The 21,554-nt window shown below is 56.5% G+C and carries 17 protein-coding genes; 16 read left to right on the plus strand and 1 reads right to left on the minus strand.

Going from position 1 to position 21,554, the window contains the following annotated elements; all coding sequences use genetic code 11:
• Nucleotides 1-86: 86 nt before the first annotated feature.
• The 9 genes from iscS to sseB all read left to right on the plus strand — a co-directional run bounded on the left by iscS (nt 87) and on the right by sseB (nt 7,296).
• Nucleotides 87-1,301 (plus strand): cysteine desulfurase, encoded by a 1,215-nt coding sequence (iscS, locus tag CKO_RS01140; protein WP_024130117.1) that lies wholly within the window; start codon nt 87-89, stop codon nt 1,299-1,301.
• Between the two features lie 27 nt (nt 1,302-1,328).
• The gene (gene iscU, locus CKO_RS01145; protein ID WP_002913991.1) at nt 1,329-1,715 is read left to right on the plus strand and encodes a Fe-S cluster assembly scaffold IscU; all 387 of its coding nucleotides are present in this window, start codon (nt 1,329-1,331) and stop codon (nt 1,713-1,715) included.
• Between the two features lie 17 nt (nt 1,716-1,732).
• Entirely contained in the window at nt 1,733-2,056 is a 324-nt protein-coding gene (gene iscA / locus CKO_RS01150; protein ID WP_004104506.1) for an iron-sulfur cluster assembly protein IscA, read from the plus strand.
• Between the two features lie 95 nt (nt 2,057-2,151).
• Nucleotides 2,152-2,667, plus strand: a complete 516-nt coding sequence (gene hscB / locus CKO_RS01155; protein ID WP_012131249.1) for a co-chaperone HscB — start codon at nt 2,152-2,154, stop codon at nt 2,665-2,667.
• Nucleotides 2,668-2,682: 15 nt separating this feature from the next.
• Entirely contained in the window at nt 2,683-4,533 is a 1,851-nt protein-coding gene (gene hscA, locus CKO_RS01160; RefSeq protein WP_012131250.1) for a Fe-S protein assembly chaperone HscA, read from the plus strand.
• Between the two features lies 1 nt (nt 4,534).
• On the plus strand, nt 4,535-4,870 hold the full coding sequence (gene fdx, locus CKO_RS01165) for an ISC system 2Fe-2S type ferredoxin (RefSeq protein WP_012131251.1): 336 nt from the start codon (nt 4,535-4,537) through the stop codon (nt 4,868-4,870).
• An 11-nt stretch (nt 4,871-4,881) separates the two neighbouring features.
• Nucleotides 4,882-5,082: a Fe-S cluster assembly protein IscX gene (gene iscX, locus CKO_RS01170; RefSeq protein WP_012131252.1), complete on the plus strand. Its 201-nt coding sequence runs from the start codon at nt 4,882-4,884 to the stop codon at nt 5,080-5,082.
• Between the two features lie 59 nt (nt 5,083-5,141).
• On the plus strand, nt 5,142-6,425 hold the full coding sequence (pepB, locus tag CKO_RS01175; protein WP_012131254.1) for an aminopeptidase PepB: 1,284 nt from the start codon (nt 5,142-5,144) through the stop codon (nt 6,423-6,425).
• Nucleotides 6,426-6,519: 94 nt separating this feature from the next.
• The gene (sseB, locus tag CKO_RS01180; protein ID WP_012131255.1) at nt 6,520-7,296 is read left to right on the plus strand and encodes an enhanced serine sensitivity protein SseB; all 777 of its coding nucleotides are present in this window, start codon (nt 6,520-6,522) and stop codon (nt 7,294-7,296) included.
• Nucleotides 7,297-7,386: 90 nt separating this feature from the next.
• On the opposite strand, the gene sseA is transcribed toward sseB, so the two are convergent.
• Nucleotides 7,387-8,229, minus strand: a complete 843-nt coding sequence (gene sseA, locus CKO_RS01185; protein WP_024130118.1) for a 3-mercaptopyruvate sulfurtransferase — start codon at nt 8,227-8,229, stop codon at nt 7,387-7,389.
• Between the two features lie 210 nt (nt 8,230-8,439).
• Here sseA and CKO_RS01190 point away from each other — a divergent pair, with 210 nt between their 5' ends.
• The 7 genes from CKO_RS01190 (at nt 8,440) to hisS (ending at nt 21,552) form a co-directional block, all read left to right on the plus strand.
• Complete coding sequence (locus CKO_RS01190; RefSeq protein ID WP_012131257.1) at nt 8,440-13,374, plus strand: alpha-2-macroglobulin family protein; 4,935 nt, start codon at nt 8,440-8,442, stop codon at nt 13,372-13,374.
• Nucleotides 13,375-15,687, plus strand: coding sequence for a peptidoglycan glycosyltransferase PbpC (pbpC, locus tag CKO_RS01195; RefSeq protein ID WP_012131259.1), 2,313 nt, complete (start codon nt 13,375-13,377; stop codon nt 15,685-15,687).
• Between the two features lie 148 nt (nt 15,688-15,835).
• Nucleotides 15,836-16,267, plus strand: a complete 432-nt coding sequence (gene ndk / locus CKO_RS01200) for a nucleoside-diphosphate kinase (protein WP_012131261.1) — start codon at nt 15,836-15,838, stop codon at nt 16,265-16,267.
• Between the two features lie 285 nt (nt 16,268-16,552).
• Nucleotides 16,553-17,719 carry a dual-specificity RNA methyltransferase RlmN gene (gene rlmN / locus CKO_RS01205; RefSeq protein WP_012131263.1) on the plus strand — a complete coding sequence of 389 codons (1,167 nt, stop codon included), beginning with the start codon at nt 16,553-16,555 and terminating at the stop codon, nt 17,717-17,719.
• Between the two features lie 290 nt (nt 17,720-18,009).
• Nucleotides 18,010-19,023 (plus strand): cytoskeleton protein RodZ, encoded by a 1,014-nt coding sequence (rodZ, locus tag CKO_RS01210; RefSeq protein WP_012131264.1) that lies wholly within the window; start codon nt 18,010-18,012, stop codon nt 19,021-19,023.
• Nucleotides 19,024-19,049: 26 nt separating this feature from the next.
• Complete coding sequence (gene ispG, locus CKO_RS01215) at nt 19,050-20,168, plus strand: flavodoxin-dependent (E)-4-hydroxy-3-methylbut-2-enyl-diphosphate synthase (protein ID WP_012131265.1); 1,119 nt, start codon at nt 19,050-19,052, stop codon at nt 20,166-20,168.
• Between the two features lie 109 nt (nt 20,169-20,277).
• Nucleotides 20,278-21,552 (plus strand): histidine--tRNA ligase, encoded by a 1,275-nt coding sequence (gene hisS / locus CKO_RS01220; RefSeq protein WP_024130119.1) that lies wholly within the window; start codon nt 20,278-20,280, stop codon nt 21,550-21,552.
• Nucleotides 21,553-21,554 lie beyond the last annotated feature (2 nt).

Consider the following 21,554-nt stretch of genomic DNA (forward strand, 5'->3'; position numbering starts at 1 on the left):
CGTTTACTCGCCCCGTGTACTCGGTCGTACATCCAGCCGGTTGCCTGATTCCTTGCATTGAAGCGATGTACGGAGTTTATAGAGCAATGAAATTACCGATCTATCTCGATTACTCCGCAACCACGCCGGTGGACCCGCGTGTTGCCGAGAAAATGATGCAGTTTTTGACCCTGGACGGAACCTTTGGTAACCCGGCCTCTCGTTCACACCGTTTCGGCTGGCAAGCTGAAGAAGCGGTAGATATCGCCCGCAACCAGATCGCAGAACTGGTTGGCGCCGATCCCCGTGAAATCGTCTTTACCTCCGGTGCGACTGAATCCGACAACCTGGCGATTAAAGGTGCGGCCAACTTTTATCAGAAAAAAGGCAAGCACATCATCACCAGCAAAACCGAGCATAAAGCCGTGCTGGATACCTGCCGTCAGCTTGAGCGCGAAGGGTTTGAGGTTACTTACCTGGCGCCGCAGAGCAACGGCATTATCGATCTGAAAGAACTCGAAGCGGCGATGCGCGATGACACCATTCTTGTGTCCATCATGCACGTCAACAACGAAATCGGCGTGGTGCAGGATATCGCGACCATCGGCGAAATGTGCCGTGCGCGTGGCATTATCTACCACGTTGACGCCACCCAGAGCGTGGGCAAACTGCCTATCGACCTGAGCCAGCTGAAAGTGGACCTGATGTCCTTCTCCGGCCACAAAATCTATGGCCCGAAAGGGATTGGCGCGCTGTATGTGCGTCGTAAACCGCGTATTCGTATCGAAGCGCAGATGCACGGCGGCGGTCACGAGCGCGGTATGCGTTCCGGTACGCTGCCTGTACACCAGATCGTCGGTATGGGCGAAGCTTACCGTATCGCGAAAGAAGAGATGGAAACCGAGATGGCGCGTCTGCGCACGCTGCGTAACCGTCTGTGGAACGGCATCAACGATATCGAAGAAGTTTACCTGAACGGTGACCTGGAACAGGGCGCGCCGAACATTCTCAACGTCAGCTTTAACTACGTTGAAGGCGAATCCCTGATTATGGCGCTGAAAGATCTGGCGGTATCTTCAGGTTCCGCCTGTACGTCCGCAAGTCTGGAACCGTCCTATGTGCTACGCGCACTGGGCATGAATGACGAGCTGGCGCATAGCTCTATCCGTTTCTCTTTAGGTCGTTTCACTACTGAAGAAGAGATCGACTACACCATTGAGCTGGTGCGCAAATCCATCGGTCGTCTGCGTGACCTTTCCCCGCTGTGGGAAATGTTCAAACAGGGCGTGGATTTGAACAGCATCGAATGGGCTCATCATTAATCGGTATCGGAATCAGGAGAATTTATAATGGCTTACAGCGAAAAAGTAATCGATCATTACGAGAATCCACGTAACGTGGGTTCCTTTGACAACAGCGACGAAAACGTAGGCAGCGGCATGGTGGGTGCACCGGCTTGCGGCGACGTGATGAAGTTGCAGATTAAAGTCAACAATGAAGGTATCATTGAAGACGCGCGTTTCAAGACTTACGGTTGCGGTTCCGCTATCGCGTCCAGCTCCCTGGTCACCGAATGGGTGAAAGGGAAGTCTCTGGACGAAGCGCAGGCGATTAAAAATACCGATATCGCAGACGAGCTTGAACTGCCTCCGGTGAAAATTCACTGCTCCATTCTGGCAGAAGACGCAATTAAAGCCGCTATTGCGGATTACAAAAGCAAACGTGAAGCAAAATAAGAAGAGTTGAGGTTGTTATGTCGATTACACTTAGCGACAGTGCTGCAGCGCGAGTAAATACCTTTCTGGCAAACCGTGGTAAAGGGTTTGGCCTGCGCCTGGGGGTGAGAACTTCCGGCTGTTCAGGTATGGCTTATGTACTGGAATTTGTTGATGAACCGGCGGCAGAAGACACCGTGTTTGAAGACAAAGGCGTAAAAGTCGTGATCGACGGTAAGAGCCTGCAATTTCTGGACGGTACGCAGTTAGACTTCGTAAAAGAAGGTCTGAACGAAGGGTTTAAATTCACCAACCCGAACGTAAAAGACGAGTGTGGTTGCGGCGAAAGCTTCAACGTGTAACGTGCTTACCGATAACCCCACCGTGGTCACCTGCGCGTGGGGTTTGTTTTACCTGACTCCCTGAAACATCAGAGAGTCGATGCCCTGAGAATGTTATGGACTACTTCACCCTCTTTGGCTTGCCAGCCCACTATCAACTCGATACCCAGGCGCTGAGCCTCCGTTTTCAGGATCTTCAACGTCAGTATCACCCTGATAAATTCGCCAGCGGTACACAGGCTGAGCAACTCGCCGCCGTACAACACTCCGCGACCATTAATCAGGCCTGGCAAACGCTGCGTCACCCTTTGACGCGCGCCGAATATTTACTGTCACTACACGGCTTTGATCTGGCCAGCGAGCAGCATACGGTGCGCGATACCGCGTTTTTGATGGAACAGCTGGAACTGCGTGAAGAGCTTGATGAAATAGAACAGGCAAAGGACGAAGCGCGACTGGAAAGTTTCATCAAGCGCGTGAAAACAATGTTTGATGCCCGCCATCAGCTGATGGTGGAACAGTTGGACAACGAGACGTGGGACGTGGCGGCGGACACCGTGCGTAAACTGCGTTTTCTCGATAAACTGCGAAGCAGCGCCGAACAACTCGAAGAAAAGCTGCTCGATTTTTAATTCCCGGAAGCGAATATGGCCTTATTACAAATTAGTGAGCCTGGTCTGAGCGCTGCGCCGCACCAGCGTCGTCTGGCGGCAGGCATCGATTTAGGTACTACCAACTCATTGGTTGCGACCGTTCGCAGCGGCCAGGCAGAAACGCTGGCCGATCACGACGGTCGCCATCTGTTGCCGTCAGTCGTTCACTATCAGCAGCAGGGCCACACGGTCGGTTACGCGGCGCGCGCGAACGCGGCGCAGGACACGGCTAACACCATCAGCTCGGTAAAACGCATGATGGGCCGCTCGCTGGCGGATATTCAGACGCGCTATCCCCATCTGCCGTATCAGTTCCAGGCCAGTGAAAATGGTCTGCCGATGATTGAAACGGCGGCAGGTCTGCTCAACCCGGTACGTATTTCTGCCGATATCCTGAAAGCGCTGGCGGCGCGGGCGACGGAAGCGTTGTCGGGCGAGCTGGATGGTGTGGTCATTACCGTGCCCGCTTACTTTGACGATGCACAGCGCCAGGGAACGAAAGACGCGGCGCGTCTGGCGGGGCTGCACGTCTTGCGTCTGCTCAATGAACCTACGGCGGCGGCGATCGCCTACGGTCTGGACTCCGGCAAAGAAGGCGTTATCGCGGTTTACGACCTCGGCGGCGGCACCTTCGATATCTCTATTTTGCGCCTGAGTCGCGGCGTGTTTGAAGTGCTGGCGACCGGCGGTGATTCCGCGCTCGGCGGCGACGACTTCGACCATCTGCTGGCCGATTACATCCGTGAGCAGGCGGGCATTGCCGATCGCAGCGATAACCGCGTCCAGCGTGAACTGCTGGATGCCGCCATCGCGGCAAAAATCGCGCTGAGTGATGCCGATTCCGTTAGCGTCAATGTGGCGGGCTGGCAGGGCGACATCACCCGTGAACAGTTTAATGACCTTATCGCCGCTTTAGTTAAACGTACTCTGATGGCCTGTCGCCGCGCATTGAAAGATGCGGGCGTTGAGGCGCAGGAGGTGCTGGAAGTGGTGATGGTCGGCGGCTCCACTCGTGTGCCGCTGGTGCGCGAACGCGTGGGCGAATTTTTTGGTCGTCCGCCGCTGACGGCAATCGACCCGGATAAGGTCGTCGCCATTGGCGCGGCGATTCAGGCGGATATCCTCGTCGGCAACAAGCCGGACAGCGAAATGCTGCTGCTGGACGTGATTCCGCTGTCGCTGGGGCTGGAAACTATGGGTGGCCTGGTGGAGAAAGTGATCCCGCGTAACACCACCATTCCGGTGGCGCGCGCGCAGGACTTTACCACTTTTAAAGATGGTCAGACCGCGATGTCGATCCATGTCATGCAGGGCGAGCGCGAGCTGGTGCAGGATTGCCGTTCGCTGGCGCGCTTCGCGCTGCGCGGGCTCCCGGCGATGCCAGCGGGCGGGGCGCATATCCGCGTCACCTTCCAGGTGGATGCCGATGGCCTGCTGAGCGTCACCGCGATGGAGAAATCCACCGGCGTTGAGGCGTCTATCCAGGTCAAACCGTCTTACGGTCTGACGGACAGCGAAATCGCCACCATGATTCAGGATTCAATGAGCTTTGCCGAGCAGGATGTAAAAGCCCGTATGCTGGCAGAGCAAAAAGTGGAAGCGGCGCGCGTGCTGGAAAGCCTGACCGGCGCGCTCGCTGCTGATGCCGCGCTGCTAAGCGCCGCAGAACGTCAGGTCATTGATGATGCCGCCGCGCACTTGAGCGAGGTTGCGCAGAGCGATGATGGTGACGCGATAGAACAAGCCATTAAAAACGTAGACAAACAAACCCAGGAATTCGCCGCTCGTCGCATGGACAAATCTGTTCGTCGCGCGCTGCAAGGCCATTCCGTGGACGAGGTTTAATATGCCAAAGATTGTTATTCTGCCTCATCAGGATCTCTGTCCCGATGGCGCAGTTCTGGAAGCTGAGACCGGCGAAACCATTCTTGACGTTGCCCTGCGTAACGGTATCGAGATTGAACACGCCTGTGAAAAATCCTGTGCCTGCACGACCTGCCACTGCATCGTGCGTGAAGGTTTCGATTCCCTGCCGGAAAGCACGGAAGACGAAGACGATATGTTGGATAAAGCCTGGGGTCTGGAGCCGGAGAGCCGTTTAGGCTGTCAGGCGCGCGTCACCGATGAAGATTTGGTGGTCGAAATCCCACGTTACACAATCAACCATGCACGCGAGCATTAACAGAGGGTAGTATGGGACTGAAGTGGACTGATAGCCGCGAAATCGGCGAGGCGCTGTACGACGCGTTCCCCGATCTCGATCCTAAGACCGTTCGTTTCACCGACCTGCATCAATGGATTTGCGATCTTGAGGATTTTGATGATGACCCGCAGGCATCAAATGAAAAGATCCTTGAGGCTATCCTGCTGGTCTGGCTGGACGAAGCTGAATAAATAAACGGGCTGCCCACGGGTGGCCCGTTTTCCTGTATGCGCGAAGAAGGAAAAGAACAATGACTGAAGCGATGAAAATTACGCTCTCCACCCAACCGGCTGACGCTCGCTGGGGAGACAAAGCCACATACAGCATCAATAACGACGGCATTACCCTGCACCTGAACGGTAAAGATGACTCCGGTTTAATCCAGCGCGCGGCGCGTAAAATCGACGGCCTGGGCATTAAACACGTACAACTGACCGGCGCTGGCTGGGATGTGGAGCGTAGCTGGGCATTCTGGCAGGGTTACAAAGGGCCGAAAGGCAGCCGCAAGGTCGAGTGGCCAGATCTTGACGATGAGAAGCGGAAGGAACTGGACAACCGTCTGACGATCATTGACTGGGTACGCGACACCATTAACGCGCCGGCGGAAGAGCTGGGGCCGGAACAGCTGGCGCAGCGTGCCGTTGATCTGCTGTGCAGCGTCGCGTGCGATCATGTCTCTTACCGCATTACCAAAGGCGAAGATCTGCGCGAGCAAAACTACATGGGGCTGCATACCGTTGGCCGGGGTTCCGATCGCGCGCCGGTGCTGCTGGCGCTGGATTACAACCCAACCGGCGATAAAGACGCGCCGGTTTACGCCTGTCTGGTGGGCAAAGGCATTACCTTTGACTCCGGCGGTTACAGCATCAAGCAAAGCGCATTTATGGACTCGATGAAGTCCGATATGGGCGGTGCGGCAACGGTAACGGGCGCGCTGGCATTTGCGATTACCCGTGGTCTGAACAAACGCGTGAAGCTGTACCTGTGCTGCGCGGATAACCTGATCAGCGGCAACGCGTTTAAACTGGGCGATATTATTCATTATCGCAACGGTAAGAACGTGGAAGTGATGAACACGGATGCGGAAGGGCGCCTGGTGCTGGCGGATGGCCTGATCGACGCCAGTGCGCAAAAACCAGAGCTGATCATCGATGCGGCGACGCTGACCGGCGCCGCGAAAACCGCGCTGGGTAACGACTACCACGCGTTGTTCAGTTTTGATGACGCGCTGGCGGGGCGTCTGCTGGCGAGTGCGGCAGAAGAAAACGAACCGTTCTGGCGTCTGCCGCTGGCGGAGTTCCACCGCAATCAGTTGCCTTCTAACTTTGCGGAACTGAACAATACCGGTAGCGCGGCGTATCCTGCCGGGGCGAGCACCGCAGCGGGCTTCCTGTCGCATTTTGTCGAAAACTACCAGCAGGGCTGGCTGCACATTGACTGCTCTGCAACCTACCGTAAAGCGCCGGTTGAGCAGTGGTCGGCAGGGGCGACCGGTTTGGGTGTGCGCACCATCGCTAACCTGTTAACAGCATAATTATGTAGGCCGGATAAGCGTTAGCGCCATCCGGCAAGATAACGGCGGGGGCGCTTCGCTTGCCCGCCCTACACGCATCTCTATTGTGATCCTTATGTCCGAAACAAAAAACGAATTAGAAACCCTGCTGGAGAAGGCGGCGACTGAACCCGCGCATCGTCCGGCATTTTTCCGTACCTTACTGGAGTCCACCGTCTGGGTGCCAGGCACAGCGGCTGAAGGCGAAGCGATTGTTGACGATAGCGCGCTGGATTTGCAGCACTGGGAAAAAGAAGATGGCACGACGGTCATCCCGTTTTTTACCTCTCTGGAAGCCTTGCAGCAGGCGGTAGAAGACGAGCAGGCATTCGTGGTGATGCCAGTGCGCACGTTATTTGAAATGACGCTCGGCGAAACGCTCTTCCTGAACGCAAAACTGCCTACCGGCAAAGAGTTTATGCCGCGTGAGATCAGCCATCTGATCGGTGAAGAGGGCAATCCGCTGAGTACACAGGAAGTGCTGGAAGGCGGTGAATCGCTGATTCTGTCTGAGGTGGCAGAACCACCTGCGCAGATGATCGACTCCCTGACCACGCTGTTTAAAACCATCAAACTGGTTAAGCGCGCCTTTCTTTGCACCATTAAAGAGAGCAATGACGCTCAGCCGAATCTGTTGATTGGCATCGAAGCGGATGGCGACATCGAAGAGATCATTCATGCGGCGGGCAGCGTGGCGACTGATACCTTGCCCGGCGATGAACCGATTGATATCTGTCAGGTGAAAAAAGGTGAGCAGGGCATCAGCCACTTTATTACCGAGCACATCGCGCCGTTCTACGAGCGCCGCTGGGGCGGATTCCTGCGCGATTTCAAACAGAATCGGATTATCTGATCCCGGTAGCCGGATGGCGTTAACGTCATCCGGGACAACCCGCACTGTAGGCCGGATAAGCGCAAGCGCCATCCGGCACATTACAAAACGTTAGGCCGGCTCTACCGGTAAATCATTACGCGCGCCCCATTCGCTCCATGCACCGTCATACAACGCGACATTAGGCACATCCAGCGTGGCGAGCGCCAGCACCACGACCGCCGCGGTGACACCTGAACCGCAGCTGGCGATAATCGGTCTGTCAAAACTGACGCCGTGACTGAAGAAAATGACGTCCAGTTCATCGGTCGTTTTTAATTCCCCTTCACGCACCAGCTCTGTCCAGGGCACGTTCAACGCGCCGGGAATATGGCCACGCTTCAGACCCGGACGCGGTTCATCGGCTTCGGCATTAAACCGTGGCGCCGGGCGGGCATCAACGATTTGCGCGGTTCTTTCATGGCTCGCCAGGAGTACATCGGTCAGACGCACAACCTTCTCCGCCGTGAATTTAACGTCAAATTCCCCTTCCGGGAGTTCCACTTCGCCTTCCTGAAGCGGCAGCTCATCGCGCTGCCAGCCTGCCAGACCACCGGCAAGAATTGAGACGTTTTCTACGCCAAACGTTCGCAGCATCCACCACGCGCGCGGGGCGGAAAACAGGTTGCCTTCATCGTAGACCACCAGATGTCTGTCCTGGTGTACGCCCAGTTCACGCATCGCCACGGCGAAGGCTTCCGGGCGCGGCATCATGTGCGGCAGCGGCGAGGTGTGATCGGAGAGCGCTTCAATATCGAAAAAGAGTGCTCCGGGGATGTGGCCTGAACGATATTCACCCGCAACATCCCTGTCTTCCTGTCCGGGAGGCGCCATGCGGGCGTCGATAATTTGAATTTGCGGATCGTCGATATGCTCTGCCAGCCAGTCGGCGGCGACAAACCAGGAGGTGGACATAGGCGTCTCCATCTTTTGCCATAATAATGCCAAATTGTCGGACGTTTACCGCAAAGGGACAAGTAAAAGAGGCTGATTTGTCTGGTGAAACCACATTTCTGATGAAAAAATCAGAACTTATATAACGAATACTGGCTTTCACAACGGGAAATCTCACGCATAATAGTTACTCTACGTTGCTAACGGGCCACTGTGGCCAGGGATGAAAGAATGAAACACATACGCGTAGCCGCTTGCATGCTTATGCTGGCGTTGGCGGGGTGCGATAACAACGATAACGCGCCAACGGCGGTGAAAAACGATGAGACGCCCGCCGCGCAATCCGCTCCGACGAAAGATCCGGCACAACTGCAAAAGCTGGCGCAACAGAGCGAAGGTAAAGAACTGACGCTGCTGGACGCCTCCGAAGTCCAGTTGGACGGCGCGGCGACGCTGGTGCTGACGTTCTCCATTCCGTTAGATCCTGAACAAGATTTTGCCCGCACCGTGCATGTGGTCGATAAAAAAAGCGGCAAGGTTGATGGCGCCTGGGAGCTGTCGCCGAATCTGAAAGAGCTGCGCTTGCGCCACCTGGAACCCAACCGCGATCTGGTGGTGTCCGTTGAGCGTGATTTAACGGCGCTGAATAAAACCGCTTTTGGCCGCGCGTATGAAAAAACCATTACCACGCGGGACGTTCAGCCGAGCGTCGGCTTTGCCAGCCGTGGCTCGCTGCTGCCGGGAAAAGTGGTGGAAGGTTTGCCGGTCATGGCGCTGAACGTGAACGAGGTGGATGTAAACTTCTTTCGCGTGAAGCCTGAGTCGCTGGCGGCATTCGTCAGCCAGTGGGAATACCGCAATGCTCTTTCGAACTGGGAATCTGACAACCTGCTCAAAATGGCGGATCTGGTCTATACCGGGCGTTTTGATCTCAATCCTGCGCGTAATACGCGTGAAAAACGCCTGCTGCCGCTGAGTGACATTAAGCCCCTGCAACAGGCGGGCGTATACATTGCGGTAATGAATCAGGCCGGACATTACAACTACAGTAATCCTGCCACGCTCTTTACCCTCAGCGACATTGGCGTTTCCGCCCACCGTTATCACAATCGTCTTGATATCTTTACGCAGAGTCTGGAAAACGGCGCTGCGCAGCAGGGGGTTGAGGTTGCTCTGCTTGATGAGAAAGGTCAGACGCTGGCGCAAGCCGCCAGCGATGCGCAGGGGCATGTACAGCTGGAAAATAGTCAGCAGGCGGCGCTGTTGCTGGCGCGAAAAGACGGACAAACCACGCTGCTGGATCTGAAACTGCCCGCGCTGGATCTGGCGGAGTTCGCGATTGCGGGCGCGCCGGGCTACAGCAAGCAGTTCTTTATGTTCGGCCCGCGCGATCTGTATCGTCCTGGGGAAACGGTGATCCTCAACGGACTGCTGCGCGACAGCGACGGTAAAACCTTGCCCGATCAGCCCGTCAAACTGGAAGTGGTAAAGCCGGACGGTCAGGTACTGCGCACCGTTGTCAGCCAGCCTGAAAACGGGTTATACCGCTTTACGTATCCGCTGGATAGCGGTGCGCCAACCGGTATGTGGCACATCCGAGCGAACGCGGGCGATAACCAGCCCCGGATGTGGGATTTCCATGTCGAAGATTTTATGCCGGAGCGAATGGCGCTTAATCTCAGCGCGCAGAAAACGCCGTTAGCCCCGTCGGAAGAGGTGACGTTCTCCGTTGTTGGTTACTACCTGTACGGAGCGCCTGCCAATGGCAACACGTTACAGGGGCAACTCTTCCTGCGCCCGCAGCGTGAAGCGGTACAGGCGCTGCCGGGCTTCCAGTTTGGCGATATTGCGGAAGAAAACCTTTCCCGCAGTCTGGACGAAGTCCAGCTTACGCTGGATGAAAATGGCCGTGGCGACGTCTCCGCCAACAGCCAGTGGCAGGAAGCGCATTCGCCGTTACAGGTGATCCTACAGGCAAGCCTGCTGGAATCAGGTGGTCGCCCGGTCACTCGCCGTGCGGAACAGGCTATCTGGCCTACCGATACCTTGCCGGGTATTCGTCCGCAATTCGCTTCTAAAGCGGTGTATGACTATCGTACTGACGCCACGGTTAACCAACCCATCGTGGATGAGGGCGGTAACGCCGCCTTTGATATTGTCTACGCCGATGCGCAAGGCAATAAAAAAGCCGCTTCGGGTTTGCAGGTTCGTTTGATCCGTGAACGGCGCGATTACTACTGGAACTGGTCGGAAAGCGAAGGCTGGCAGTCGCAGTTTGATCAAAAAGATCTGGTTGAAGGGGAGCAGACGCTGGATCTCAGCGCTGATGAAACGGGCAAGGTGAGCTTCCCGGTTGACTGGGGATCGTATCGTCTCGAAGTGAAAGCCCCGAACGATGCGATCAGCAGCGTGCGCTTCTGGGCAGGTTACAGCTGGCAGGATAACAGCGACGGCAGCGGCGCGGCGCGCCCGGATCGCGTCACCCTGAAGCTGGATAAACCCACCTATCGTCCTGGGGATACCATCAAACTGCATGTCGCCGCGCCGGTGGCGGGTAAAGGCTACGCGATGGTGGAATCAAGCGACGGCCCGCTCTGGTGGCAGGAAATAGATGTACCTGCCGAGGGCCTCGACCTGTCGATTCCCGTTGATAAAGCCTGGAATCGACACGATCTCTACCTGAGCGCGCTGGTTGTGCGTCCGGGCGATAAGTCGCGTTCAGCGACGCCGAAACGCGCGGTTGGGCTGCTGCACCTGCCGTTGGGGGATGAAAATCGTCGTCTGGATCTGACGCTGGAAAGCCCGGCTAAAATGCGTCCAAACCAGCCGCTGACGGTGAACGTCAAAGCCAGCGCTAAACATGGCGAAACGCCAAAACAGATCAACGTACTGCTCTCTGCGGTGGACAGCGGAGTGTTGAATATCACCGATTACGTTACGCCAGATCCGTGGCAGGCATTCTTCGGGCAAAAACGCTATGGCGCGGATATTTATGATATCTACGGTCAGGTGATTGAAGGGCAGGGACGTCTGGCGACGCTGCGTTTTGGCGGCGATGGCGATGAACTCAAACGCGGCGGCAAACCGCCGGTCAACCATGTCAACATCGTGGCGCAGCAGGCGCTGCCGGTCACGCTCAATGAGCAGGGCGAAGGTTCCGTTACGTTGCCGATTGGTGATTTTAACGGTGAGTTACGCGTTATGGCCCAGGCATGGACGGCAGAGGACTTCGGCAGCAGTGAAAGCAAGGTGATTGTTGCCGCTCCGGTGATTGCGGAGCTGAATCAGCCGCGCTTTATGGCGGGCGGCGATACTTCGCGCCTGACGCTGGATGTCACTAACCTGACAGACAAACCGCAGACGTTGACGATTGAACTCGCCGCCAGTGGGTTACTGGAACTGGTGAGTCAGCAACCTGCTCCGGTAAACCTGGCGCCGGGCGTGCGTACGACCTTGTTTATCCCGGTACGCGCAAAAGAAGGGTTTGGCGAGGGAGAATTGCAGGCCACGCTGACCGGCCTGAACCTGCCTGGCGAGACGCTTCCCGCTCAACATAAGCAGTGGAAAATTGCCGTCCGTCCGGCCTGGCCTGCGCAGACGGTAAATAGCGGAACGGTGCTTCAGGCGGGGGAAACCTGGCATGCGCCCGCCCAAAATCTGGAGAACTTCTCGCCGGTAACGTTGCAGGGGCAGCTGTTGCTTAGCGGCAAACCGCCGCTGAACCTGGCGCGCTATATTCGGGAGCTGAAGGCTTATCCGTATGGTTGTCTGGAGCAAACCGCCAGCGGCCTGTTCCCGTCGCTCTATACCAACGCGGCGCAACTGAAGGCGTTGGGGATCGCGGGCGATACTGATGAAAAACGCCGTGCGGCAGTCGACACGGGGATCTCCCGGATGCTGCAAATGCAGCGTGATAACGGCGGTTTTGCCCTGTGGGATAACAACGGGCCGGAAGAATACTGGCTTACCGCATACGCGATGGATTTCCTCGTGCGCGCTGGCGAGCAAGGGTACAGCGTTCCGGCCGATGCGATTAACCGGGGAAATGAACGCCTGCTGCGCTATTTGCAGGATCCGGGCATGATGTCGGTGCGCTATAGCGACGATACCCAGGCCAGCAAATTTGCCGTTCAGGCGTATGCGGGACTGGTGCTGGCGCGTCAGCAAAAAGCGCCGCTTGGCGCGCTGCGTGAAATCTGGGAACGCCGGAGTCAGGCCGCGTCGGGCTTGCCGCTTCTGCAACTGGGCATTGCGCTGAAAAATATGGGCGATGCCGGCCGCAGTGAACAGGCGCTGACGCTGGCGCTGAACACGCCGCGCCGTGACGCGCAGCAATGGATGGCGGATTACGGTAGCCCGTTGCGTGATAACGCGCTCATGCTGTCGCTGCTGGAAGAAAATAAACTGCAACCCGAGGCGCAAAATACGCTGCTGACGACGCTTTCTGAACAGGCATTTGGTCAGCGCTGGCTTTCGACGCAGGAGAGTAATGCGCTGTTCCTTGCTGCGCGCACGCTACAGGATCTGCCGGGGACATGGCAGGCGCAGACTTCGCTCGCTGACCAGCCGTTGACGGGCGATAAAGCGCAAACGCGTAATCTGGATGCCGATCGGCTTTCTGCGTTGCAGGTGACTAACAGCGGCGACCAACCGCTGTGGCTGCGTCTGGACAGCAGCGGATACCCGCAAACGGCGCCCGTACCTGCCAGCAATGTGTTGCACATCGAGCGCCAGATTCTGGGAACCGATGGTCAGAGTAAATCGCTCAGTTCCCTGCGCAGCGGTGAACTGGTGCTGGTCTGGCTCGAAGTGAAAGCGAGTCAAAATGTGCCAGACGCGCTGGTGGTCGACCTGCTGCCTGCCGGTCTGGAGCTGGAAAACCAGAACCTGGCAAACAGCAGCGCCAGCCTGCAGGACAGCGGCAGTGAAGTGCAAAATCTGTTAAATCAGATGCAGCAGGCGGATATTCAGCATATGGAATTCCGTGACGATCGCTTTGTCGCGGCGGTGGCGGTTAACCAGGGGCAGCCGGTGACGCTGGTGTATCTGGCGCGCGCGGTGACGCCGGGAACCTATCAGGTTCCTGTCCCGCAGGTGGAGTCAATGTATGTTCCACAGTGGCGGGCGACGGGATCAACCGAGGGGCTTTTGATTGTCACGCCATAAATGATCGTCCTGCGCAGTCTACGCGGTGGCTGGCGCTGGCTGGCCATCGCTCCATTTCTGATGATTCTGGCAGTCTGGGCGGCGGACAAAATCTGGCCGCTGCCGCTGCACGAGGTCAATCCGGCACGGGTGGTGGTGGCGCATGACGGCACACCGCTGTGGCGCTTTGCCGATGCGGAGGGGATCTGGCGCTATCCCGTGACGATTGAAGACGTTTCTCCCCGCTATCTTGACGCGTTAATCAATTACGAGGACCGCTGGTTCTGGCAGCATCCGGGCGTGAATCCGTTTTCGGTACTGCGTGCCGCCTGGCAGGATCTGTCGTCAGGACGCGTGATTTCCGGCGGCAGTACGTTGACCATGCAGGTGGCGCGACTGCTGGACCCGCATCCGCGAACCTTTGGCGGTAAATTTCGCCAGCTCTGGCGCGCGCTCCAGCTGGAGTGGCACCTGTCCAAGCGTGATATTCTGACGCTGTATCTGAACCGTGCGCCGTTTGGCGGAACGTTGCAGGGCATCGGCGCCGCCAGTTGGGCTTATCTGGGTAAACCACCGACGCAACTGAGCTATTCGGAAGCGGCGTTGCTGGCGGTTTTACCGCAGGCGCCGAGCCGCTTGCGTCCCGATCGCTGGCCGGATCGCGCGCAAGCGGCGCGCAATAAAGTGCTGGAGCGGATGGCGGCGCAGGGCGTATGGTCGGCCCGGCATGTTCAGGAGGCCCGCGAAGAACCCGTCTGGCTGGCGCCCCGACAAATGCCGCAACTGGCGCCGCTGTTCTCACGCATGATGCTGGGCAAAAGCAACAGTAACAAAATCGTCACTACGCTGGATGCCGGGTTGCAGCGTCAGCTTGAAGAGCTGGCGCAAAACTGGAAGGGACGGCTTCCGGCGCGCAGTTCGCTGGCGATGATCGTTGTCGATCATACCGATATGAGCGTGCGTGGTTGGGTTGGATCGGTGGATATGAATGATGACAGTCGTTTTGGTCATGTGGATATGGTCACTGCGATCCGATCGCCGGGATCGGTGCTTAAACCCTTTGTCTATGGGCTGGCGCTGGATGACGGGTTGATCCATCCCGCCTCGCTGTTACAGGATGTGCCGCGCCGTACCGGCGATTATCGTCCGGGAAACTTTGACAGCGGGTTTCATGGCCCCGTCAGCATGAGCGAAGCGCTGGTGCGTTCGTTAAATTTGCCTGCGGTACAGGTGCTGGAAGCATATGGCCCAAAACGTTTTGCGGCAAAACTGCGTAACGTTGGCCTGCCGCTGTATCTGCCTGCGGGCGCGGCCCCTAATCTTTCCCTGATTCTGGGCGGCGCGGGCGCAAGGCTTGACGAGATGGTGGTGGCATACAGTGCGTTCGCCCGTCATGGCAAGGCGGCAACATTGCGCTTGCAGCCAGGGGATTCGTTGCAGGAGCGTCCGCTGATGTCGCCGGGCGCGGCGTGGATCATCCGGCGGGTGATGGCCGATGAAGCGCAGCCGTTGCCGGATAGCGCCCTGCCGCGCGTAGTGCCGCTCGCCTGGAAAACTGGCACCAGCTATGGCTATCGCGACGCGTGGGCGATAGGCATTAGCTCCCGCTACGTGACTGGCATCTGGACGGGCAGGCCCGACGGCACGCCCGTTGCCGGACAGTTTGGTTTTGCCAGCGCGGTGCCGCTGCTTAATCAGGTGAATAATATGCTGATGGCGCGCGCCGCGACGCAGCCTGAAGATCCGCGTCCGGCGTCGGTGAGCCGGGGCGTTATCTGCTGGCCGGGCGGACAGGCGCTTTCGGCGGGAGACAGTAACTGCCGCCGTCGACTGGCGACCTGGCTGCTGGAAAACAGCCAACCACCGACGCTGCTGTTACCTGAACAGGAAGGGATTAGCGGCATTCGTTTTCCTGTCTGGCTGGATAATGACGGAAAACGCGTCGCCGCCGATTGCGCCCAGGCGCGGGAGCAGACGTTGATTGTCTGGCCGTTGCCGCTGGAGCCCTGGTTGCCCGCTGCTGAACGCCGCGCTGCGCGACTACCGACGGCTTCGACGGCCTGCCCGCCGCTGGGGCAGGATGCGCCTTTACCTCTACAGTTAACGGGCGTGCGTGATGGCGCGATAGTGAAACGGTTACCCGGCGCTTCCGGGGTGGATTTATCGATTCAGAGCAGTGGTGGCGCGGGGGCGCGCTGGTGGTTCCTCAATGGTGAGCCGTTGGGAGAACGCGAACGGAATATTACGTTACATCTTGCCGAAAAAGGCGAGTATCAATTACTGGTTATGGATGCTGCTGGACAGATTTCTGCGCTGCGATTTACTCTGCAATAGACCTGATAGCAATAGTTTGTTGCTAATACTCATCTTATTTTAAAAAAATGTTACCTTCATCCATAGGCAATAACCCGGATGCTCTTTATAATCCGCGCCAGGTCGTACAAGCATATATACAACAGCAGAACACATTACAGAGGTAATCATGGCGATTGAACGTACTTTTTCCATCATCAAACCAAATGCGGTGGCAAAAAACGTTATTGGCAACATCTTTGCGCGCTTTGAAGCAGCAGGGTTCAAAATTGTCGGTACGAAAATGCTGCACCTGACCGTTGAGCAGGCGCGCGGTTTCTATGCCGAGCACGATGGTAAACCGTTCTTCGACGGTCTGGTCGAGTTCATGACCTCTGGCCCGATCGTGGTTTCCGTACTGGAAAGCGAAAATGCCGTGCAGCGTCACCGCGACCTGCTGGGCGCAACCAACCCGGCTAACGCGCTGGCGGGCACCCTGCGTGCCGACTACGCGGACAGCTTCACCGAAAACGGCACCCACGGTTCAGATTCTCTGGAATCCGCTCAGCGTGAAATCGCCTATTTCTTTGGTGAAGGCGAAGTGTGCCCGCGCACTCGTTAATAAATCAGTGATGTAGTATGTAGGCCTGATAAGACGCATCTGCGTCGCCATCAGGCAGTCGCGCAATGCCGGATGGCGCTGACGCTTATCCGGCCTACGACTTATCAGGTCTACGACGCTGCTCTGCCTTTACACATTATTTTCGCTAATGTCCCGCGCAGGCGTGGCATCCTTGCGATAGAATTTGTACAATGCAGCGCCCCAGGATGAGCACCGCTCACTGGGGCGCTTCTTTTTTCAACCCTCCAGGGGCCATAACGTGTAATAACGAGGCCGGAATAGAATATGTCTGAACAAATTGTCACGTCTGAAATCATCACCCCGGTTGTTCCTGATAAAAATGGAAAAATTAACCTGCTGGATCTGAACCGTCAGCAGATGCGGGAGTTTTTTAAAGAATTAGGTGAAAAACCCTTCCGCGCCGATCAGGTGATGAAGTGGATGTACCACTATTGCAGCGATAACTTTGATGAGATGACCGACATCAACAAAGTGTTACGTGGCAAACTGAAAGAGGTGGCGGAAATCCGCGCGCCAGAGGTGGTGGAAGAACAGCGTTCTTCAGATGGCACCATCAAATGGGCGATTGCCGTTGGCGATCAGCGCGTGGAAACGGTCTACATCCCGGAAGACGATCGCGCCACGCTGTGCGTCTCTTCACAGGTTGGTTGCGCGCTGGAGTGTAAATTCTGCTCGACTGCGCAGCAGGGCTTTAACCGTAACCTGCGCGTCTCTGAAATTATCGGCCAGGTGTGGCGTGCGGCGAAAATTGTCGGCGCGGCGAAAGTCACCGGGCAACGTCCGATCACCAACGTGGTGATGATGGGCATGGGTGAACCGCTGCTGAACCTGACCAACGTCGTACCGGCGATGGAAATCATGCTGGATGATTTCGGTTTCGGTCTGTCTAAACGCCGCGTTACGCTGTCGACGTCAGGCGTTGTTCCGGCTCTGGATAAACTGGGCGACATGATTGACGTTGCGCTGGCGATCTCTTTGCATGCGCCGAACGATGAAATTCGCGATGAAATTGTACCGATCAACAGAAAGTACAACATCGAAACGTTCCTCGACGCGGTTCGCCGTTATTTGCAGAAATCCAATGCGAATCAGGGACGCGTCACAATTGAATACGTCATGCTGGACCACATCAACGATGGAACGGAACATGCGCATCAGCTGGCGGAACTGCTGAAAGATACGCCGTGTAAGATTAACCTGATTCCGTGGAACCCGTTCCCGGGCGCGCCGTATGGCCGGAGTTCCAACAGCCGCATCGATCGTTTTTCTAAGGTGTTGATGAGCTATGGTTTCACGACCATTGTGCGTAAAACACGCGGCGACGATATTGATGCCGCTTGTGGTCAGCTTGCCGGGGATGTGATTGACCGTACCAAACGTACTCTGCGTAAGCGTATGCAAGGTGAGGCTATCGACATTAAGGCGGTCTGATACGGCTTGCGCCATTGTGTGTTTTGTGTACAGTGGCGCAATGTTGGTTGAATGATGCCTCAAGTTGTACTTATCTGGTCAATATTAACGGTGCGTTTTTGTCAACTTTAGGGCAGTATGTAGCGGTGCAACAATAGTTTAGCCTTAAGGATTAAGCTGTTTTGTCATAAGTAGCCTGACAGTCTTATACTGTCCAACTAAGGTTAACTGACCAGATGTTTCGCGGTGCGGGTGGGCATTGTGTCTCACCGGCGCCTGAACCCCAATTTACGTACCAGCAGCTGTAGCGAATGAATACTGAAGCCACGCACGACCAAAATGAAGCACAATCCACCGGCGTTCGTCTGCGCAATGCCCGTGAACAACTCGGACTCAGCCAGCAGGCGGTTGCAGAGCGACTTTGCCTGAAGGTTTCCACGGTACGCGATATTGAAGAAGATAAGGCCCCGGCCGATCTCGCTTCAACGTTTCTGCGCGGGTATATCCGCTCTTATGCGCGTCTGGTGCACATCCCTGAAGAAGAACTGCTGCCCGGTCTGGAAAAACAGGCGCCGGTTCGTCCTTCCAAAGTCGCGCCAATGCAGAGTTTCTCTTTAGGTAAGCGTCGTAAAAAGCGCGATGGCTGGTTGATGACGTTCACCTGGCTGGTGCTGTTTGTGGTGGTTGGCCTGACGGGGGCCTGGTGGTGGCAAAACCATAAGGCGCAGCAGGAAGAACTCACCACGATGGTCGATCAATCCTCTGCTGAACTGAATGCTGGCGGCGATAGCGCCCAGAGCGTACCGCTGGACACCAGCGAAGCCGCAAGCCAGGATTCGACGCCAGCGCCAACTGCGCCTGTTGACTCTACGGCGACAAACGCCGTGCCGCAGACGCCGGATGCGTCCGCGACGACCACGGCGCCTGCCGCAGACGCTCAGCAGAATGCGGTCGTTGCGCCTTCTCAGGCGAATGTGGATACCGCAACCACGGCGCCTGCCGCGACGGGTGATACGGCGTCATTGCCGACCGATCAGGCGGGCGTGGCTACGTCAGCGGTCGATCAGAACGCGCTGGTGATGAACTTTACCGCCGATTGCTGGCTGGAAGTCACCGATGCGACAGGGAAAAAACTGTTTAGCGGAATGCAGCGTAAAGATGGCAATTTAAACCTAACCGGTCAGGCGCCTTATAAGCTTAAAATTGGCGCCCCGGCTGCGGTACAGATCCAGTATCAAGGAAAACCTGTCGATCTGAGCCGTTTTATCAGAACTAACCAGGTTGCGCGTCTGACCCTTAATGCCGAACAATCACCGGCGCAGTAACAGACGGGCAACGCGGGAGATTTTTCATGCATAACCAGGCTCCAATTCAACGTAGAAAATCGAAACGTATTTACGTTGGGAATGTGCCGATTGGCGATGGCGCCCCCATCGCCGTACAGTCAATGACCAATACGCGCACGACGGATGTGGAAGCGACGGTCAATCAAATTAAAGCGCTGGAGCGTGTTGGCGCGGATATCGTCCGCGTCTCCGTGCCGACAATGGATGCCGCAGAGGCGTTTAAACTGATCAAGCAGCAGGTTAATGTCCCGCTGGTTGCTGATATCCACTTCGACTATCGCATTGCGCTGAAAGTGGCGGAATATGGCGTGGATTGCCTGCGAATCAACCCAGGCAACATCGGTAACGAAGAGCGTATTCGTACCGTTGTCGACTGCGCTCGCGATAAAAATATCCCTATCCGTATCGGCGTAAACGCCGGATCGCTGGAAAAAGATCTACAGGAAAAATACGGTGAGCCGACGCCGCAGGCGCTGCTGGAATCGGCGATGCGCCATGTGGATCATCTCGATCGCCTGAACTTCGATCAGTTTAAAGTCAGCGTGAAAGCCTCGGATGTTTTCCTCGCGGTAGAATCCTATCGTCTGTTGGCGAAACAGATCGAACAACCGTTGCATCTTGGGATCACCGAAGCGGGCGGCGCGCGCAGCGGCGCGGTGAAATCGGCAATTGGCCTCGGTTTACTGCTGTCGGAAGGCATTGGCGATACGCTGCGCGTCTCTCTGGCGGCCGATCCGGTAGAAGAAATTAAAGTGGGCTTCGATATTCTGAAATCGCTGCGCATTCGTGCGCGTGGGATCAACTTTATCGCTTGCCCAACCTGTTCCCGTCAGGAGTTCGACGTCATCGGCACGGTCAACGCGCTGGAACAACGCCTTGAAGACATCATCACGCCAATGGACGTTTCCATCATCGGCTGTGTGGTGAACGGGCCGGGCGAAGCGCTGGTTTCGACGCTGGGCGTAACGGGCGGCAACAAGAAAAGCGGCCTGTATGAAGACGGCGTGCGTAAAGACAGACTCGACAACGATGATATGATTACGCAGCTTGAAGCCCGTATCCGCGCGAAGGCCAGCATTATGGACGAAGCGCGTCGAATCGACGTGCAGCAGGTTGAAAAATAATAACGCGATGGGAAGCGGCGCGCTTCCCGTGTATGATTGAACCCGCATGGCTCCCGTATCGTTTGGGAAGCGCTGAGGGTTCATTTTTATATTCAGAAAGAGAATAAACGTGGCAAAAAACATTCAAGCCATTCGCGGCATGAACGATTATCTGCCTGGCGAAACCGCCATCTGGCAGCGCATTGAAGGCACACTCAAAAACGTGCTCGGCAGCTACGGTTACAGTGAAATCCGTTTGCCGATTGTAGAGCAGACCCCGTTATTCAAACGCGCTATCGGTGAAGTCACTGACGTGGTTGAAAAAGAGATGTACACCTTTGAGGATCGTAATGGCGACAGCCTGACGTTGCGTCCTGAAGGGACGGCGGGTTGCGTACGCGCCGGTATCGAACATGGTCTCCTGTACAATCAGGAACAGCGCTTGTGGTATATCGGGCCGATGTTCCGCCATGAGCGTCCGCAGAAAGGGCGTTATCGTCAGTTCCATCAGTTGGGTGTCGAAGCCTTCGGTCTGCAAGGGCCGGATATTGATGCGGAGCTGATTCTGCTGACCGCGCGCTGGTGGCGTGCGTTGGGTATTGCTGAACATGTGAATCTGGAGCTGAACTCCATCGGTTCGCTTGACGCGCGCGCCAACTATCGTGATGCGCTGGTGGCATACCTTGAACAGCATAAAGAGAAGCTGGACGAAGACTGCAAACGCCGCATGTATACCAACCCGCTGCGCGTGCTGGATTCCAAGAACCCGGACGTTCAGGCGCTGCTCAACGATGCGCCTGCTCTGGGCGACTATCTGGATGACGACTCCCGCGAGCACTTTGCCGGTCTGTGCAAACTGCTGGAAGCGGCGGGTATCGCTTACACCGTCAACCAGCGTCTGGTTCGCGGCCTTGATTACTACAACCGTACCGTATTTGAATGGGTAACCAACAGTCTGGGTTCTCAGGGCACAGTGTGCGCCGGCGGTCGTTATGACGGTCTGGTGGAGCAACTTGGCGGTCGCGCAACCCCGGCGGTGGGCTTTGCGATGGGTCTGGAACGACTTGTTTTGTTAGTTCAGGCAGTTAATCTGGAATTTAATGCCGATCCTGTTGTCGATATATACCTGGTAGCCTCAGGCGCGGATACGCAGTCTGCGGCGATGACACTGGCGGAGCGCCTGCGTGATGAAAATCCGGGCGTAAAACTGATGACTAACCACGGCGGCGGCAACTTTAAGAAACAGTTTGCCCGTGCCGATAAATGGGGCGCCCGCGTTGCACTGGTGCTGGGTGAGTCCGAAGTGGCTGACGGCACCGTTGTAGTGAAGGATTTACGCTCTGGTGAGCAAACGGCAGTCGCACAGGATAGTGTGACCGCACATTTGCGCACGTTATTGGGTTAAGG

It is taken from the genome of Citrobacter koseri ATCC BAA-895, from assembly GCF_000018045.1.
GTDB lineage: Bacteria > Pseudomonadota > Gammaproteobacteria > Enterobacterales > Enterobacteriaceae > Citrobacter_B > Citrobacter_B koseri.